Origin of the sequence: Ruminococcus sp. OA3 (assembly GCF_022440845.1) — a bacterium.
Classification (GTDB): Bacteria; Bacillota; Clostridia; order Lachnospirales; family Lachnospiraceae; genus Ruminococcus_G.
Genome location: NZ_JAKNTO010000001.1, coordinates 3,473,424 through 3,490,401 on the forward strand (window position 1 = coordinate 3,473,424; position 16,978 = coordinate 3,490,401).

The following is a 16,978-nucleotide window of genomic DNA, read 5'->3' on the forward strand; positions in this document are numbered from 1 at the left end:
AAAATTAATGGGATTGTTCTGACCGAATGGCCATAAATAGATCTGGCAGGACATCTGCCATTAAAGATAAAAACAGTGTATCATGCAACTTGTATTTTTGCAATCACAAATTTTTAAGATGAGATCTGTATCAAAAAACAGAATTCGAAAAGTATCTGCTTTTCGAATTCCGTCAAAATTTTTCCAATACCAGTTACACCCGCTATTGAAGATTCAATTTCTTCGTCATAATGTATTTTGTGACGAGATATCCTGCTACCATAAATACGATGATGATGATCAGACTGACCAACATGGTCGTATCCATTACCTCCAGTGCATTTGCATGAAGCGAAACGGAATTGGCTTCAACCTCGCTCTTAACTGCAAATGCCTTGTAGCTGGTAAGTCCCATTGTAATCGTTGCGATGATCTGCTGAACCGTACTGATCGCAACAAACGCGCCCACGGCACCGAGCACTTTATGTCCGGAAAGCAGGTTTCCCACTGCAACTGACACATACATCTCGATAACGATCGCAAATGGCGCCAGTATCAGAGAAATCAGAGTGAGCCATACGCCTAATGAAGCATCTCCGCTGAACAGAAATCTGAACGCTTCATGAATGATCGTCCCCATATCACGGAATACTTCCCCGTTTGCTACCAGAATCAGGACTGCTGCAATTACAATCATGAAATCAAGTACTTCCCAGATGACTCCCACCAGTCCTTTGGAAACCATAATCTGCTGCGGCGTTACGGGAAGTGTGTTCGTCAGATAACCCTGATCCGTAAACACACTCTTATAGAACCGGAATCCCACAAAAATCATAGTAAAGATCACTGCGGTAAAAATCACCATAACACTGAGCATGATCATCAGCCCTGCCAGCAGGGAGTCACTTTCCAGTCCTCCGCTCACTGCCAGAGAGATTCTGGTGAGAACTGCGAATAAAAGCACTATGCCATGAACAACCAGCAGGGTTCTGGATGCGGATTTCCACTCGTGTTTCAATAATTTTCCTAACATCTGAACACCTCCCTGAATAACTCGTCTACTGATTTTCCCTGTTTTATCCGAATATCATCGACAGCCGTCTGCATACGGATATGTCCCTCCTGAATGAAGATCACTTCGTCCAGAATGTTTTCCACGTCAGAGATCAGGTGTGTAGATATTAAAATCGTCGCATTTTCATCGTAGTTATTGATGATTGTATCCAGAATATAGTCTCTTGCCGCCGGATCGACACCTGCGATCGGTTCATCCAGGCAATAGAGTTTCGCTCTTCTGCTCATGACCAGTATCAGCTGCACCTTTTCTCTGGTGCCTTTTGAAAGCGTCTTAATCCTGGCAGAAGGGTCGATGGATAAACGTTCCAACATTCCCATCGCACGGCTTCTGTCAAAGTCCTCGTAGAAGTCCACGAAAAAATCAATGGCATCCGAAACCCTCTGATTTTCATCCAGATATGTCCTTTCCGGAAGATAGGAAACGATCTTTTTTGTCTCCACTCCCGGAACATTTCCATCAATCTGCAGTGTACCTTCCGACGGCGCCAGCAGGTCATTGATCAGTTTAATCAAAGTCGTCTTTCCGCTTCCATTCGGACCGAGCAGACCGATAATTCTTCCGGATTCCAGGGTGAGTTCTACATGATCCAGCGCCAGCTTCTGGCCATACCGTTTTGACAGCCCCCGGCATTCTAAAATTGTACTCATTTTTTTCCCTCCTCCAGGGTCTTCTGAATTAATTTAAGGATCTCTTCTTTCTTAAACCCCATCTGATTCATCTTTTCCATAAACTCTTTGATCTGTGCTGCCGCCAGATCTTCCCTCATCTTTTCTATCATATGCCCATCCTCTGTTATGAATCTCCCGCTGGTCCGTTCTGAATGAACAAGACCGCTTCTCTCCAGTTCTGACATTGCCTTTTGCATCGTGTTAGGATTAACTCCCGCTTCAACTGCCATTTCCCTCACAGACGGTAGTTTATCACCCGCTTTATAACAGCCAGCGATAATAGCGAGTTCTACACGCTCCACCAGCTGTGCGTAAATCGGCCGTCCGGAATCCAGTTTCCATGCCATTCTTTCACCTCCTGTATTATTGTACTGTTGTACTAAGTTCTTAATACAATTATACACCAAACCGCTCTGATTGTCAACATGCATTTCAATTTTTTTGCACAGCGAAAAAGGTGCCAATTCCGCAGTGGATATTGGCGCCTCCTTCAAAAAGAAGCGTATCTATAATTATTATTGGTGAACGTATTAATTCTTGTGCTGCGTCCGGATTCCTGCCATATTGATAATGTCCGTCACAGCTTCCCATTTGTTCAGTGCATAGATATGAAGTCCGTCAATTCCGGCATTCATATATTCAAAGATCTGATTCACGGTATATTCCATGCCCGCTTTACGGAATCCCTCGGGATCATCATAATATTTGCTGATGATACGCGCAAGCTCTTTCGGGATCGAGCATCCGTTCATGGACAGTGCCATCCGGATCGTCGCATCTTTGTTCAGCACCGGCATCAATCCAATATCAATCGGAAGATGTACGCCGGCTTTTTGAATCTTATCTCTCCACACCTCGAACGCTTTTACGTCGAAGCACAGCTGAGTCATAATATAGTCAGCCCCGGCATCCTGTTTGATCTTCAGATGTGCAATATCTTCTTCCTCAGTCGGACACTGAATATGTTTTTCGGGATCTCCTGCCATCGCAATCGTGAATTTATCTCCGAATTCTTCCCGGATATAAGACACAAGGTCACTGGCATAATGAAAGTCGCCCCGTGTGCCTTCCCAGCCCGCCGGCAAATCGCCGCGCAGTGCCAGGATATGGTTTACCCCCAGCTCCAGATAGTGATCCAGCTGTTCCTTCACACCTTCTCTGGTATTTCCGATGCATGTGAAATGTGTTACCGCAATGGATTTTCCAGAATCCTGAATCGCTTTGCACACTTCAACATTCCGCCCTACGTTTGTACCGCCTGCTCCATAAGTACAGCTGATAAAATCAGGCTGAAATTCATACAGGTGAGACAGTGTATCCAGAAGCGGTTCCATCGGCTGCTCCGGCTTGGGAGGAAATACTTCGAATGAGAAACTCATTCTTTCCTTCATAATGTCTACAACGCTCATGTTACTTCATTCTCTCTTTCCGTCTGTTTTATTCCGTATCAACATTATCTTTTGTGATCATTACGAATGGTACATACTCGTCTTCAATCTTTTCTCCGCTGGCCGCGCGGTAACTGCAATCTGCAGAAGCCTTTCCGATCGCAACGGCATCCTGTTTCAGGGAGCCCGCCATTGTACCTGCCTTGATCTCTGCTCTTGCATCATCTGTGGCGTCAAGACCCAGCACGATGGTACCTTCAATGCCGGCGCCTTTCAGTGCCTCAATCGCACCGAGTGCCATCTGGTCATTGGAAGAAACTACTGCATCAAATTCCGGGAACTTCTGGATCCAGTCCTCCATGATACGAAGTCCCTCTGTCCTCAGATAGTCACCGTCCTGAGCCGCCAAAAGCTCATAATCAAAGCCTGCGTCGTCCAGCGTATCGATAAAGCCGTTGTAACGGTCTGTGGAGTGGTTCAGTCCGGCTGTTCCCTGCAGATACAGGATCTTCGCACCCGGTTCACAGTTTTCCATTACATACTCTGCATGCATTTTACCCGCTTCCAGATTCTCCGGACCAACATAGGTATATTCACCGCTGTTTGCCTTGATCGCACTGCAGATTACCGGAATTCCCGCTGCATTTGCCGCCTCTACCGCCGGTCCTGCCGCATCTGCGTCTGCCGGCTGCAGAACGATCACGTCTACCTGCTGTGCGATAAAGTTCTCAACAGCCTGAATCTGCAGGTTGGCATCGGAGTTTCCATCCGCTGTCACCACCTTGCAATCCGGATACGTCTGTGCTACATAATCCTGAAATGCGGTACATACTGATTTACACCATACATCACTGTCTGCCAGCGTGATAAAGCCAAATGTATACGCCCCGTCTTCCTCTGATCCACCTTCTTCATCCTGTGCATCCGTGTTTTCGGCTGCCTGCGTATCACTGTTAGCTGCCGCCGCATCTTCTCCACCTTTACCGGAACCACATCCGATCAGGCTTGCACCAATCAAACTCATCGCCATAAGTAATGCTAACATCTTTTTCATCCTAAAATACCTCCTGTTTTTACTTTTTGTTTTTTGTTTTCAACCCCTGTATAAAATCTAAGCTTTCGCTTTTGATTTACGAACTCTTACATCGATAATAACGGCAATACATACGATGATACCCTGAACGATTTTCTGCCAGTATGATGAAATGTTCTGCAGATTCATAAAGTTCTTAATGATACCGATGATACAGGAACCGATCAGTGTTCCCGGTATATTTCCGATGCCGCCTGACATCGAAGTACCGCCGACGATAACAGCCGTGATGGCATCCATCTCATAGGTCTCACCTGCGATCGGCTGTCCGGAATTCATACGAGCCGTCAGGAGTACACCCGCAAGACCCGCCATCAGTCCGGAAAATGCGCAGGCAAAAAACTTGATCATGCGTGTACTGATACCCGAGGCATTTGCAGCATCCTGATTGCCTCCCACTGCATATATGTAGCGTCCCGTCTTCGTCTGGTTTAAGATCGTCCATGTGATAATCAGAGCAACTACCATGACGAGCACCGAAACCGGAACCGGACCGATATTCCCCTGTCCGATCCATGTATACTTTTCTCCCAGCTGAGAGATCGGTACACCATCCGTAAACACAAAGACAGCTCCACGCGCCATCATCATCGTGGCAAGTGTTGTGATAAAAGGCGGAATATCAAATAATACGAGAATTCCACCGTTGACAGCTCCGCAGAGAAGCCCTACCACCAGACCCACAAGAATTGCCAGCGGAGCGTTTCCTGTGTTTACAACCACAGATGCAGAAACACATCCTGCCAGTGCCAGTACAGAACCAACGGAAAGGTCGATCAGTCCGGCAATGATCATCAGCTGCTCGCCGCATGCCAGAATCGTGATGACCACAATCTGTCTGGAGACGTTCGTGATGTTGACCACCGATAAAAAGTTTTTGTTCGTGACCGACATCAGCAGGAACATCAGAACAAACAGAAGAAAAATCCCGTATTTACTGTAAAAATTTGCGAGATTAAATTGTTTTGATTTTGTATTCATTAGTTATTCCCTCCTACTGCAAACGACATGATATACTCCTGAGAAAACTCATTTCTCGGCACTTCACCGGTAATATGCCCTTCGCTCATTATGATCGCCCGGTCACAGATTCCGATAATTTCCGGAAGATCAGAAGATATCATCACGATTCCAACTCCCTGCTCTGCGAGGTCACACATGATCTTATAAATCTCATACCTCGCGCCTACGTCAATGCCCCGTGTCGGCTCATCCATGATCAGCACTTTTGGCTTATGCAGCAGCCATTTCGCAATGACGATCTTTTGCTGATTACCGCCGCTTAAGGATCCCGCCGGTGTATCCAGCGTCGGTGTCTTGATATTCAGGGTCTCTTTCATTTCCGTGGAATCCGCTTTTTCCTTCTTCTTATTGATAAACTCTGCTTTCGCATAACTATTCAGGTTCGGCAGAGCAATATTTTCACCGACAGAGCGGCACAGCACCAGGCCTTCCCCTTTCCGGTCTTCCGATACCATCATGATGCCAGCGTGGATCGCATCCCGGGTCTTTGTGACGTTAAGCGGTTTTCCCTCATACAAAATCTCACCGCTGTCCAACTGGTCCAGTCCGAAGACAGTCCTGAATACCTCTGTCCGTCCGGCACCAACCAGTCCGGCCATTCCCAGTATCTCACCTTTGCGCAGCGAAAGATTAATGTTTTCAAAGGAACCTTTTTTATTCAGATTTTTGAGTTCCAGCACAATCTCACCTGGAACTGCCGTTTTAACCGGATAGACGTCTTTCATCTGGCGTCCAACCATTTTCGTAATAATCTGATCCTTTGTCAAATCCTGGACTTTATGTGTGGAAATCAGCTGACCGTCCCGCAAAATAGACGCGTCATCCCCGATTTCCATAATTTCATCCATCTTATGCGTGATATAGATGATGCTGATTCCGGAATCCCTGAGACGGTTCACCTGTTGAAACAGGGTTCGCACCTCACCTTCCGTGATTGACGAAGTCGGCTCATCCATGATCACGACTTTTGCATTCATCGATACCGCCTTGATAATCTCGATGATCTGCATATCAGACACTGTCAGCTCACGCATCTTTGTCCTGGCTTTGTAGCCAAATCCAAATTCATCGATCAGCTGCTGTGCATCTGAGTACAGTTTTTTCCAGTCAATAAATCTACTTTTTTTCTGAGGTTCACGCCCGAGGAAAATATTTTCTGCTATCGTCAGATCTCTTACCGGACTCAATTCCTGGTGGATCGTCGCTATGCCCTTTTCTCTCATCAGTTTCGGTGAAGCATGCGTGATCTTTTCACCAAACATGAATATTTCACCTTCATCGGCGCTGTAAATTCCATTGATGATTTTAATCAGTGTCGATTTACCTGCTCCGTTTTCCCCTACCAAAACATGAACTTTTCCCTTTTCCACAGCGAAACTCACATCGCTCAAAGCCTTGACACCAGGAAATGATTTTGATATGTGCCGCAGTTCAAGTGCAGGCGTCGTGTTTTCTTTTCCCTCCATCCAAATCTTCCTTTCTCATCCCCCAAATACCGCGGGGAGATAACCATTTTTTTACTGTCCGGAGAACCCCGCAGGAGGACTCTCCGGTGAGAAGAGTATTAGGTTTATGTCAAGAAACCATCCGTATTTTTTAATGCCCTGATATCGGTAACCGTTGGTTTCTTTCTTCCCATGATTTCATGTATCCTTTCCCTAAAAGTCCCGGGCAGTTAGTCAACTTTTCTCCAGCATACGTCTCTTAGCATATCTGTCAGTTCATCTTTCACTGCTTTATTTTTCACAGGATCCGGATTCATCAGCCACAGTTTGTTAAGCTCCAGAAGTTTTTCATGCTCTTTCTTTGAGATACGGCCTCTCTCTTCTTCACTTTCCATCCATGTGGAGAAGTTACCGATCCAGCGTTTCTTATCACCCAGGCTGTCATCTGTACGATGTCTCTTTTTCATTTTCAGACGGCCGTAGTTCAGACGGGGAGTATCACCTGTGATGGAGCACTCATACACAAGGTCAGCTCCAGCCAATCCCGGCTCGTCTTCGATCTTCATGTCACGTTCCAGAAGGTCTTTCTGAACGTGGCATCCCACAACCTTACCGATATACAGTGTGTTGTTGCTCAGCGGATATCTGTCAAGGATCTTAACTTCCAGGTTGGACACACATTCCATGATACACGGCGGTGCTACTTTCTTAGATTCAAATGGTGTCAGTTTTGCAACATCCAGTTCACTGATACCGTGAGGAATCGGCATACCTGTGATCCAGCTTTCCTCCATCAGTTCGAATGGGTAGTAGCTGATGACACACTCCTGGTTGATATCCAGATTTCTTCTTGTCTGGCGTCTGTTATGTACATCAAAGCAGTAGTACCACGCGCAATCGGATGGCTCGCCCCACATAGCAGTTCCCATGCTGATCGGTGCAACGTTTACATTTCCGTGAGCATCCAGCGTATTAACAAAGTAGCATGCTACCGGCGGCTGAATCCATCTGTGGCTGAATCCATAGTCCTCATATTTTGTGAGGATGTCACCCATATCAAATTTGTCTTTCGCTTCAATATCTGCATAAATCTCAGTGATATCAAAGTATTTTTGTTTTTTCATGGTAAGTATTCTCCTTTTTTTATACTTCCTGCGGGTATTTCAGCCCCCACTGTTCCCTCACAGTATCCATGATTTTCATAACACCGAGTGTCTCGGCAAGCGGAAGGATATCACTTTCCTTCTTTCCCTGCTGCAGGCAGCGCATTGCTTCTTCCGCCTCATACCGGTATCCGGGTCCGTCAATCGGAATGTTGATTTCTTCCACGATCGTCGGATCATCGGTCAGCTTGGATTCTGCCTCCAGTGTTACTGTGTCAGCATTCATGAAAGCTTTTTTCAGGCGGATCACACCTTCGTCTCCCACGATCCATGCTTCCTGCGGCGTCTCTGCCAGCATCGTACAGCTTAAGACTGCGATCTCATTTCCAGGATAGCGCATCGTAATTACCGACTGTTCATCCACCTCTGTATCTCCGATTGCTGCCAGACTCTTGATCTGGGCAGGCTCATATCCCAATACCATAGACGCAAAGGAAATGGCATATACACCCAGCTCCATCATTGCTCCGCCGCCGGCTTTGCGGTCAAACTGCCGTGTCGTGTGATCCTCAAACAGAAATCCGTGATCTGCTCTCACGTATTTTACTTTTCCAACGCGGCCTTCTCTCAGCCACTGTCTGATTGTCTTCACTACCGGAAGGAATCTGCTCCACATGGCTTCCATAAGGAACAGATCTGCTTCCCGGGCCGCCTGAATCATTTCTTCTGTTTCCTTTGCATTCAGTGCAAAAGGTTTTTCACATACAACCGGTTTTCCTGCCTTGAAGCAGTCCAGTACCATCTGCTTATGTGCCGGATTCAGGATTGAAACATACACAATATCAATTTCCTCATCTGCCAGAAACTCTTCATAGCTTCCGTAAGCCTTTTTGATACCGTGCCTTTTTGCAAACTCCCGTGCCTCTTCCAGTGAAGTCTTCGATGCGACCGCTTCCAGAACTGCAGCATCCGTATACGTCAGACCCTCTGCAAATCTTTCTGCTACCCATCCCGGCCCCACCAGACCCCAACGAACTTTACTCATTATCTGCCTCCTTATATATTTTTGAAACATAAAGAGCCTGTTATCATTGTTTCTGCAACAATCATAACAAGCCCCTTAAGCTGTCACAATATTTTCACCCGCCATAAACAGCGAATTGTTTTATTAAAACGTTTCAAAACTGTTTTCAATCATTTTTAATACTTTTTCTTCTGCCTCAGACAGCAATTCTTCTGTTTCACGGTTCGATTTCAAAGCCTCTATCAGCATCTCTCCCAGCACATTATCCACTGCTTCCGGCAGGATCTGTTTGCCGTCCGCCGCTATCACCTTGTCTCTGGAACCGCCGTTTGCAAACGATTGACTGACCAGATCCATCCATGGATATTTCAGCCGCAGCCCCGTATGATTGTAGACTGCATATGTCGGAATACATCCATTCATGCGCATATTGGCGATACTCATCTCATCGCTGATCATCCAGCGCAGATATTCACACGCCTCCCTGATATTGTGGGATTTGTTGTTGATCCCCATACAGTAACCCCCCAGCATAGACTTCCCCTTGGGGACCCGTGTTACGCCGAGAAGATGGGCACATGTCTGTTCTTTATATTTCTGCGGATTGTAATGCGAAGCATATCCCATGACCATAGCCACTTCCCCGTGCAGTATCGCTGAGAACATTTCATCATCCATCGTCTCATACTGTGTCTCCCGCTTGCAGAATCGGTAAGTCTCCCTGAGGTTATTAAGCGCGCGGACATTTCCATCCTGGCTCAGCACGACGTCGCCCCACCGGTCTACCACGGTCCCGTTAAAAGCCCATTGCCTCGGGTAGAATTCCGACACCAGGCTGAGCTTATCCGCGCTGTTGATCGTCGTTCCATATTCAAACGGTGAATCCGGGTTGAACTCCCTGGTAAAAAACTCACAGATCATGTTGTATTCTTTCCAGCTTCTGGGAAGCGCCAGCGGCACCCCGTACTGTCCCTGAAATGCAGCTTTCGTGTCCAGATCCTCGAACCAGTCTTTTCGATAGTAGATTGCCTGTATGCTTGATATCACCGGCAGCACACAGCGTCGTTTATCATAGGGCGAAAAGCTCTTGCGGATCACCTCCGGGTACTGCTTAAGCATATCCTGTCCAAGATCCCTCCTCAGCTCATACAGAAACTCCTGGCTGGTATAATGCGGAAGCCACGGCTTATCGATCATCACAATATCATAGTTGCACACCGGACTTGCCATCTCCCGGTCGAGCGCTTCCTTCAATTCTGCATATGATTTTTTGTCATATGTCACGTGCAGATTACTCCCCGCGTCGACAGCAACCGATAATTTTTCCAGAACGTCAGTCGCTTCGCTGTCCAGTGCCAGAACCTTCAGTTCCTTTTTAGAGTCTGATACATAAACCTCGGTCTTCTTCTCAGGTGGCTTGCGCTTCAGGTAAAACGTCTGGATATCCCCCTGGTGTTCCTCCTGTTCCGCAATCATCTGTCCCGCCTTCATGCCGGCCATGATCATGTCACGTTTGATCGTATGAATGTTTTTATATACATTGTGCATATTCCAGCCGTCGTCCGCCAGCGCATAGATCTGAACCTCCTGCTTCAGCATCTCGGCCACCTCATAAGTGACCCTGGCAAGCCCCAGCGTCGACGTCAGAACACACCGGATTCCATCTTTTCTCGCAACGAACTGTTCATAAACTTTCTTAAAGGATTCGTCACATTCACTGCTGACTGCAATGATATTTTCCTCCATGCCCTGTCCTGACTGTAAAAAACCGCGCCGGAAGTCCTCGTCTGAAGTGTAATATCCCTTTCTGTGCAGCAGAAGTATCTCCCCCGGTTTCCATTTTCCCTGAAACTCCTGCACCTGATGGCGGATCAGCGTTGCATTGTCAAAGACGACATAGTTGCAGTCTATTCCTTCCAGTCTCCGCTCAACCACCACGAGCGGTATTTTTCTTTTTTCAATCTCTTTATATACGCTGCTCGCCTGCGGCCTTGCCGGAACTGCAATAATTCCTGAGACTCCCATATCCAGGTATGACTGCAGCATATCCTGCTCCAGCAGATAATCATTTCCTGTCAGCTTCAGTATCGGATAATACTGTTTTCCCTCAAAAATCTTGCACATTCCAAAATAAATATCCTGATACGGAGACTCCAGCTCCGGAAGCAAAACGCCAATCAGTTTTGTTTTCCCTTTCTTCAGATTCTGCGCATTGTAATTCGGCCGGTAATTCAGTTCCCGCACTGCCTCCTGCACCAGTCTGTATTTTTCACTTTCTGCGGATACTTTACCGTTGAGTACGTTGGATACCGTAGCGATTGATACACCTGCCAGCTTTGCCACATCCTTTATCGTTGCCATTATCTGCCAACTCCCTTCTAAGTCGTAAAATTTCAAAATTCTCACATACTCTCCGAACATTATATCCCATGCTGTTTTAGAATTCCAGAAGTTTCAACAAATTCTTCAACACTGTTCGCCCTGGCAGCATTTCGAAGCCAGTATTTTAATACAGACATGTTATTCTCAGATCTGATCCTGCGGCATATTTCCTCCCCCACAATGCCTGCTTCCTGCAGCAGTTCAATGACTGTTTCTGCCATTTCGGATCTTACTTTTTTCTCATCCACAGTACGGGAAGCTTCCATCACGCCTCTGGCCGCGGCGCTGATGACAATCAGCTCAGGCTCGCTCATCTCGTCCAGCAGAGCCTCCAGCTGCAGCCTCCTTGTCCCTCTTTTCACATCGGCGCACGGAAAAAAGAACTCATCCACTGAGAGCTGAAACAGCGTCACAAATTCATAGAACTTCTGCAGGCTCGGATGCTGCCCTTCATTCTCAATGGACATAATATACCGCGGAGCCAGATCAATCTTTTCACTCAGCTGCTCACGTGTCCAGCCTCTGGCCTCCCGCTCTCTTTTAATTGCCTGTCCCAACGCCTTAAAATCATAAATATCCTGCGATTTACGCATACACATCACCCTATGTTATTTTATAACTCTCATTGCAAAACGGAAACGATGTACAAAGGTACACGATGCGCTATTTTATATCCCGCCCTGCCGCATTTCAGGCAGAAGATACACAGGTAATATAGATGCAGATGCAATTTTCAGATATTAATTTTGAATACCGGGAATCAGGTGAAAACAGAAGCGCTGAAGACGTCCATTCATACGGAGATTTCACGCTTCAGCAGAGATGTGGTGAAAGACAGTTTCATGCAGGAATAGACATCGACTTATTGGAGATCGGCTATTATGATAATTGATTGAAAGAAGGCAGGCACAGCCGCCACACACTGATACCGCCTGCACTGTATAGACTACGGATCCGCTTTTCGGAGGTGTGATATTCCATAAAAACGATCAGCTTTTTAGGAATTGTCAGTAAATTTTCATATTTCAGACTGGCCAAAACACCAATCTGTCGATGTCTATACTATAGATACGAATAATCTATACAAAAAATTACGATGTATATAAACACCGTTCTGTCTGCAGCCGCAAATATACTCCTTGCTGTTTTTCAATGCAGCGTTTGATTTTTAAAATAAAAAACGCCTGTACAGTATATGAACAGACGTTTTCTCCTGTGTTCTTATCTCATTAAAATCCGGCTTTTCGCAGATTCTCACGTCCGCGTTTTGCGATCGGAAGCGGGACCTCAAAAGATTTGACCGGGAATAGATCCTGCTCGACAACAACCCAGCCATCGTAATTCTTCTCGATCAGCACATCGTGCAGTTTCTCAAAATCAATGCTTCCTCTTCCGGGTTCCACCATGATATCTTCAGTCACCGCTTTGGCAAAGGACCATTTCTTATCGTTCATCTCAGCCTTCACTGCCAGGTCACAGTCCTTGATATGAAGATAGGGGATGCGGTCCGCATGTTTCCGATAAAATGAGATCGGTTCTCCACCACCGTACACATGATGTCCGGTGTCAAGGCAAAGCATGACATCCGTGTCTTCCAGCAGACGTTCAATCTGTTCTTCTGTCTGTACATGGCAGTCTACATGCGGATGGAATGTTCCTGTCAGACCGTGTTTTTCAACATGATCTGCTGCCCGCTGTACATTTCGGGCATATTTGGCCCACTGCGCATCCGTCAGATTCGGATTCATGACCAGTTCGCCGGTCTCCAGGTCCGTATACATCGCCGGAAGAAGCACAATATATTCAGCTTCCGGAAAGTCGCCCAGCAGATTTGCAATATCATCAATAGTTCCGCACATTTCGTCTATGGATGTATCATCCAGAAAATCTCCGCCTGCTGTTCCTGCAACCAGGGCCAGTTTGCGCTTGTTAAGCTCCTGCTCCAACGCAGGATTTCTGTTCGGAAAATATCCCCAGGGTCCAAGCTCAACACCATCATAACCGGCTTCCCTCATCTCATCCATACAGCGGTTCCATGGAGTCTGTTTTTCATGTTCCGGAAACCATACGCCCCAGGAATCCGGAGCAATCCCTACTTTAATGCTCATAATGAATTTCCTCCCAATTTATAACGCCAGCATTTCAGACATTGTTACGACACGTTTCTCTTGCAGTGAGATATCGCAGGCTTTGGCGATCAATACGGAATAATAACCGTCCTTTGCATTTACCGGAACCGGCCTGTCATTGACAATGGCATCGATAAATTCATGAATCTCATCTGTGTAAGAGGCAATATACCGGTTCACATAAAAAAACAGGGGTTTCTCAGCTGTCTGGCCCTCTTCGTTCGCCAGTACCACCGTGCTTGCAGTATCATTTGCAACGTTGACTGCACCCTTTGAACCAAACACTTCGATTCTCTGGTCATAGCCGTATGCACACTGCCAGCAGTTATCAATTATTGCCATGGCGCCGGAATCAAATTTCAGGATCACAGAGGTCGTATCGACACCGCCAGTCGTCTCCTGATCTTTATTGATCATTGCTGATCCTGTGGCATACACCTCAGTTACCTCAGCCCCGCAGGCCATAAAACGCGCCATGTCAAAATCATGGATGGAAGTATCCAGGAACATACCACCTGCAGATCCTCCGACTGCTGCGAAATATTCCGGTGGCGGAGGCAGCGGGTCCCGGGATGTAATTTTAATCTGACGCACTTCACCTATTTTTCCCTCTGCAACCATCCGATGGGCAGTTGCGTGATTATGGTCAAATCTGCGGTTGTACCCGAGCTGGAGCTTGATCCTGCACTCTTCGGAAATCCGGATAGCTTCTTTGATCGCCTCAATGCTGTAATCGATCGGCTTTTCACAGAACACATGTTTTCCAGCTCTTGCACATTCTTCGATCAGCTGTCCGTGCAGCGCTGCAGGAGCGCAGATCAAAACCGCATCAACCTCAGGATCATTTAAAATAGTCTTGTAATCTGTAACCGCTTCAGGGCAGCCGTTTGTTTTTGCCCACTCATTGTAAGCATCCGGATAGGCATCCGCGACATATCGCAGTTCAGCTTCCGTCACAGAAGTCACGATATCTTTTGCATGGATACGTCCCACGTTGCCTCCGCCGATGATGCCAAGTACTGTTTTTTTCATCGTAGCTTTCACTCCTTGTGTTAATTGTTTATTTCGTTTTTCTCTGTCTGCAAGCTCTATTATACAGCCAGAATTCAAAAATAAAATACGTTCACTTGCTTGAAAGCTTTGATTTCTTGCTCACATGATACTTTTGTTACATTGACACGGGGGTTTTTCTTATCTATAATAAAAACATAGCTATTTCTTATACCCGCAGCGGTATTCACCCGCCCAAACTGCATTTTTTTGCTGAAAACCTTTGATTTTTTGCTCATTTTGAGGAGGCCTCTATGCAAAGTCTTGAAACAGGACTGCTGGAACAGTCCGAATACTTTTTTCATACACCGACATCGCTCGCCAGGTCATTGCTCTTCCACGTGGAAATCTGCGGACATTTTTATTCCGATCACAATTACAGAGTAAACCGTGAAACCTTTGGGAATTTTCTTCTCCTGTATGTTATGAATGGGGCGCTGCACATCCAGACTCCGGAAACCGACACGCTTGTCCCCCAGGGCAATGCAGCGCTGATCAACTGCCACCGCTGGCATGCTTATGAAACACCTGTATTCTGTGAATTTTCATACGTACATTTTGACGGTTCCAACACCCAGGCCCTCTACGACCACATCATTTCAAACCAGGGAAATGTCTTCCCGGTCGATGAGCGAAGTACACTACCGCATTATATGCGGTTGCTGTTAAGCAACAGCCGCAACAGCAAAATGGTCTCTGAGATCTCATTTTCTCAGATCATCTACTCCCTGCTCAGTGACATTATCGTTGCACCACAGAATGAATCCCTGTCAGGTGAAAAAGCTCAGATCATCGAGGGCGCACTGGATTACATTCATACGCATCTTTCTGAACAGTTGTCACTGAATGATATTGCATCCCATGTCGGACTGAGCACATACCATTTTGCCAGACTGTTCAAACGTGCCACCGGTTCATCTCCGCATGAATATATCATCCTGTCCAGAATCGACAATGCAAAATACCTGCTGCGCACAACCTCTGATTCTGTCAGCCAGATCGCTTATCAGGCAGGCTATACAACGGAGAGCAGTTTTATCACATCGTTTAACGGGCGTGTTGGCATGCCGCCGGGGAAATTCCGGAAATTATTTCAGACTTCCTGAAGATTCATAAATATCAAAAAGAACCCTGCAAAGCAAGATTCTCCTTTCCGCCAGTGTGTGATCCCCGCGGAGCGTTTTTCATTGCATAAGAAGCACTTTCCCATGCAATGAAAAACCGGTGCAGCTTCTGCCGCACCGGTTTACTTATCTATCGATTCTATTTGTCGCCGTTAAATTCTTTGATGGCATCAACCATGGCCACGATGTTCGGGATCGGTGTGTTTGCCTGGATATTGTGGATCGTATTGCACACATATCCGCCGTCTTTTGAGAAGATATCCAGTCTTTCCAAGACCTGCTCGCGCACTTCGTCCGGAGTTCCGAATGGCAGTACCTTCTGAGTATCTACGCCGCCGCCCCAGAATACGATGTCTTTTCCGTATGTATCTTTCAGTTTCTGAGGATCCATACCTTCAGCAGAACACTGTACCGGGTTCACTCCGTCGAATCCGCTCTCAATGAGATATGGAAGGATCGGGAAAATACCTCCGCAGGTGTGTTTCAGTGTCTTCCATGTTGTATTCTCATGGATCCAGTCATTCATCTTTTTGTAGAATGGCAGATAGAACTCTTTGAATACTTCAGGATCAATGAAAGGACCTCTCTGTGTTCCAAAGTCTGTTCCGCACAGGAAGAATACATCAATATCAGAACCGAACGCATCCCAGTATTTCTTAAAACTTTCGATTGCAATATCTGTTCCCTTGTCAAATACTTCCTCTACATATTCCGGATACAGAAGCGGAGCCATGTACCATTCGGAAATGTCACGGATTCCTTTCGGGTTCTTCAGGTTTGGTCCCGGAATGTTGTTGGCATCGCCAAGTCCGAAATAACCAGGTCCAACCTGAATCGCGCGGTTAAATCCTTTTACTTCTTCCAGAACTTTTTTATGATATTCGATCTGTGCATCGGAAACGCGTGTATAATCTTCTACGTTATCATCCGAGTTTGCTTCGTCTTCATCAAACTCCGGTGTACGGGTCAGGTTATCAAAGTAAAATCCGTTTGCCGGCATATGTCCGCTCGGAACACAGCTGTCATCCCCTTCCGGGTATACATAGTAACCGCCGTTACCGTCTTCTTTAACAGTTGCATTCCCCGGGATCAGGACAGTCTCTCCGCGGTATGACCATTCCTTCCAGTCAGTATTGATATGTCCGTATGTATCACCGTAATTGTACAGCTGCTGAACATCACATCCCATGCAGTCTGCCAGGTCCGGCTCAACGAATGCTGTCATTGTCGACATATCATTGATCTTCGGCAGGCGTTTCTCAAGTCCGTAGTAGTCCCTCAGATCCTTTACTACAGTTGCATTGATCATGGAGCAGCACATTCCTCCGAAATCCACCGGGACCTTGTCCGGCTGTGTGTGGGCAAACGCTGCTTTTACTCTCTCTTTTGACGTCATAATTTCCTCTCCTTTTTCGATAAAAACAAAATTGATAGGTTGCGTGCTCGTGTACGCATTTTGTATGAATCCATAATAGCACAGAATTATCATATT

At 46.4% G+C, this 16,978-nt stretch carries 16 protein-coding genes; 1 reads left to right on the forward strand and 15 read right to left on the reverse strand.

All coding sequences use genetic code 11. The annotated features are described in order from the left end of the window. Positions 1-202: 202 nt before the first annotated feature. From MCG98_RS15830 to MCG98_RS15895, 14 genes are all read right to left on the reverse strand, one after another. Positions 203-1,012 carry a hypothetical protein gene (locus MCG98_RS15830; RefSeq protein ID WP_240302853.1) on the reverse strand — a complete coding sequence of 270 codons (810 nt, stop codon included), beginning with the start codon at positions 1,010-1,012 and terminating at the stop codon, positions 203-205. Then, a complete protein-coding gene (locus MCG98_RS15835; RefSeq protein WP_240302854.1) occupies positions 1,006-1,704 on the reverse strand; it encodes an ABC transporter ATP-binding protein in 699 nt (232 codons plus the stop codon). The genes MCG98_RS15830 and MCG98_RS15835 overlap by 7 nt, the downstream gene beginning before the upstream one ends. Further along, positions 1,701-2,072: a GntR family transcriptional regulator gene (locus tag MCG98_RS15840; protein ID WP_028529480.1), complete on the reverse strand. Its 372-nt coding sequence runs from the start codon at positions 2,070-2,072 to the stop codon at positions 1,701-1,703. The genes MCG98_RS15835 and MCG98_RS15840 overlap by 4 nt, the downstream gene beginning before the upstream one ends. A gap of 183 nt (positions 2,073-2,255) precedes the next feature. Then, positions 2,256-3,134, reverse strand: a complete 879-nt coding sequence (locus tag MCG98_RS15845; protein WP_240302855.1) for a methylenetetrahydrofolate reductase — start codon at positions 3,132-3,134, stop codon at positions 2,256-2,258. Between the two features lie 28 nt (positions 3,135-3,162). Then, positions 3,163-4,167 (reverse strand): sugar ABC transporter substrate-binding protein, encoded by a 1,005-nt coding sequence (locus MCG98_RS15850; RefSeq protein WP_240302856.1) that lies wholly within the window; start codon positions 4,165-4,167, stop codon positions 3,163-3,165. A gap of 57 nt (positions 4,168-4,224) precedes the next feature. Then, positions 4,225-5,187, reverse strand: coding sequence for an ABC transporter permease (locus MCG98_RS15855; RefSeq protein WP_028530014.1), 963 nt, complete (start codon positions 5,185-5,187; stop codon positions 4,225-4,227). Then, complete coding sequence (locus MCG98_RS15860; RefSeq protein WP_240302857.1) at positions 5,187-6,695, reverse strand: sugar ABC transporter ATP-binding protein; 1,509 nt, start codon at positions 6,693-6,695, stop codon at positions 5,187-5,189. The genes MCG98_RS15855 and MCG98_RS15860 overlap by 1 nt, the downstream gene beginning before the upstream one ends. A gap of 209 nt (positions 6,696-6,904) precedes the next feature. Beyond that, the gene (locus MCG98_RS15865; protein WP_240302858.1) at positions 6,905-7,798 is read right to left on the reverse strand and encodes a flavin reductase; all 894 of its coding nucleotides are present in this window, start codon (positions 7,796-7,798) and stop codon (positions 6,905-6,907) included. A gap of 19 nt (positions 7,799-7,817) precedes the next feature. Further along, a complete protein-coding gene (locus MCG98_RS15870; protein ID WP_240302859.1) occupies positions 7,818-8,822 on the reverse strand; it encodes a Gfo/Idh/MocA family oxidoreductase in 1,005 nt (334 codons plus the stop codon). Positions 8,823-8,945: 123 nt separating this feature from the next. Beyond that, positions 8,946-11,162 (reverse strand): extracellular solute-binding protein, encoded by a 2,217-nt coding sequence (locus MCG98_RS15875; protein WP_240302860.1) that lies wholly within the window; start codon positions 11,160-11,162, stop codon positions 8,946-8,948. 59 nt (positions 11,163-11,221) lie between these two features. Beyond that, on the reverse strand, positions 11,222-11,776 hold the full coding sequence (locus tag MCG98_RS18985) for a helix-turn-helix transcriptional regulator (protein WP_345891683.1): 555 nt from the start codon (positions 11,774-11,776) through the stop codon (positions 11,222-11,224). 636 nt (positions 11,777-12,412) lie between these two features. Next, positions 12,413-13,291: a sugar phosphate isomerase/epimerase gene (locus MCG98_RS15885; RefSeq protein ID WP_240302861.1), complete on the reverse strand. Its 879-nt coding sequence runs from the start codon at positions 13,289-13,291 to the stop codon at positions 12,413-12,415. Positions 13,292-13,309: 18 nt separating this feature from the next. Beyond that, positions 13,310-14,344, reverse strand: coding sequence for an inositol 2-dehydrogenase (gene iolG / locus MCG98_RS15890; RefSeq protein WP_240302862.1), 1,035 nt, complete (start codon positions 14,342-14,344; stop codon positions 13,310-13,312). 74 nt (positions 14,345-14,418) lie between these two features. Then, positions 14,419-14,601, reverse strand: a complete 183-nt coding sequence (locus tag MCG98_RS15895) for a hypothetical protein (RefSeq protein WP_240302863.1) — start codon at positions 14,599-14,601, stop codon at positions 14,419-14,421. 15 nt (positions 14,602-14,616) lie between these two features. Here MCG98_RS15895 and MCG98_RS15900 point away from each other — a divergent pair, with 15 nt between their 5' ends. Continuing rightward, a complete protein-coding gene (locus MCG98_RS15900; RefSeq protein WP_240302864.1) occupies positions 14,617-15,468 on the forward strand; it encodes an AraC family transcriptional regulator in 852 nt (283 codons plus the stop codon). A 157-nt stretch (positions 15,469-15,625) separates the two neighbouring features. Here the strand turns inward: MCG98_RS15900 and MCG98_RS15905 are convergent, their stop codons facing one another. Next, entirely contained in the window at positions 15,626-16,882 is a 1,257-nt protein-coding gene (locus MCG98_RS15905; protein WP_240302865.1) for a uroporphyrinogen decarboxylase family protein, read from the reverse strand. Between the last annotated feature and the right edge of the window lie 96 nt (positions 16,883-16,978).

What these genes read in the sequence shown, in the direction of transcription:
- MCG98_RS18985 (WP_345891683.1), bottom strand. Translation starts at nt 11,776, where the DNA reads ATGCGTAAATCGCAGGATATTTATGATTTTAAGGCGTTGGGACAGGCA.
- iolG (WP_240302862.1), bottom strand. Translation starts at nt 14,344, where the DNA reads ATGAAAAAAACAGTACTTGGCATCATCGGCGGAGGCAACGTGGGACGT.
- MCG98_RS15905 (WP_240302865.1), bottom strand. Translation starts at nt 16,882, where the DNA reads ATGACGTCAAAAGAGAGAGTAAAAGCAGCGTTTGCCCACACACAGCCG.
- MCG98_RS15850 (WP_240302856.1), bottom strand. Translation starts at nt 4,167, where the DNA reads ATGAAAAAGATGTTAGCATTACTTATGGCGATGAGTTTGATTGGTGCA.
- MCG98_RS15900 (WP_240302864.1), top strand. Translation starts at nt 14,617, where the DNA reads ATGCAAAGTCTTGAAACAGGACTGCTGGAACAGTCCGAATACTTTTTT.
- MCG98_RS15895 (WP_240302863.1), bottom strand. Translation starts at nt 14,601, where the DNA reads ATGAGCAAAAAATCAAAGGTTTTCAGCAAAAAAATGCAGTTTGGGCGG.
- MCG98_RS15855 (WP_028530014.1), bottom strand. Translation starts at nt 5,187, where the DNA reads ATGAATACAAAATCAAAACAATTTAATCTCGCAAATTTTTACAGTAAA.
- MCG98_RS15860 (WP_240302857.1), bottom strand. Translation starts at nt 6,695, where the DNA reads ATGGAGGGAAAAGAAAACACGACGCCTGCACTTGAACTGCGGCACATA.
- MCG98_RS15830 (WP_240302853.1), bottom strand. Translation starts at nt 1,012, where the DNA reads ATGTTAGGAAAATTATTGAAACACGAGTGGAAATCCGCATCCAGAACC.
- MCG98_RS15835 (WP_240302854.1), bottom strand. Translation starts at nt 1,704, where the DNA reads ATGAGTACAATTTTAGAATGCCGGGGGCTGTCAAAACGGTATGGCCAG.
- MCG98_RS15845 (WP_240302855.1), bottom strand. Translation starts at nt 3,134, where the DNA reads ATGAGCGTTGTAGACATTATGAAGGAAAGAATGAGTTTCTCATTCGAA.
- MCG98_RS15870 (WP_240302859.1), bottom strand. Translation starts at nt 8,822, where the DNA reads ATGAGTAAAGTTCGTTGGGGTCTGGTGGGGCCGGGATGGGTAGCAGAA.
- MCG98_RS15885 (WP_240302861.1), bottom strand. Translation starts at nt 13,291, where the DNA reads ATGAGCATTAAAGTAGGGATTGCTCCGGATTCCTGGGGCGTATGGTTT.
- MCG98_RS15840 (WP_028529480.1), bottom strand. Translation starts at nt 2,072, where the DNA reads ATGGCATGGAAACTGGATTCCGGACGGCCGATTTACGCACAGCTGGTG.
- MCG98_RS15875 (WP_240302860.1), bottom strand. Translation starts at nt 11,162, where the DNA reads ATGGCAACGATAAAGGATGTGGCAAAGCTGGCAGGTGTATCAATCGCT.
- MCG98_RS15865 (WP_240302858.1), bottom strand. Translation starts at nt 7,798, where the DNA reads ATGAAAAAACAAAAATACTTTGATATCACTGAGATTTATGCAGATATT.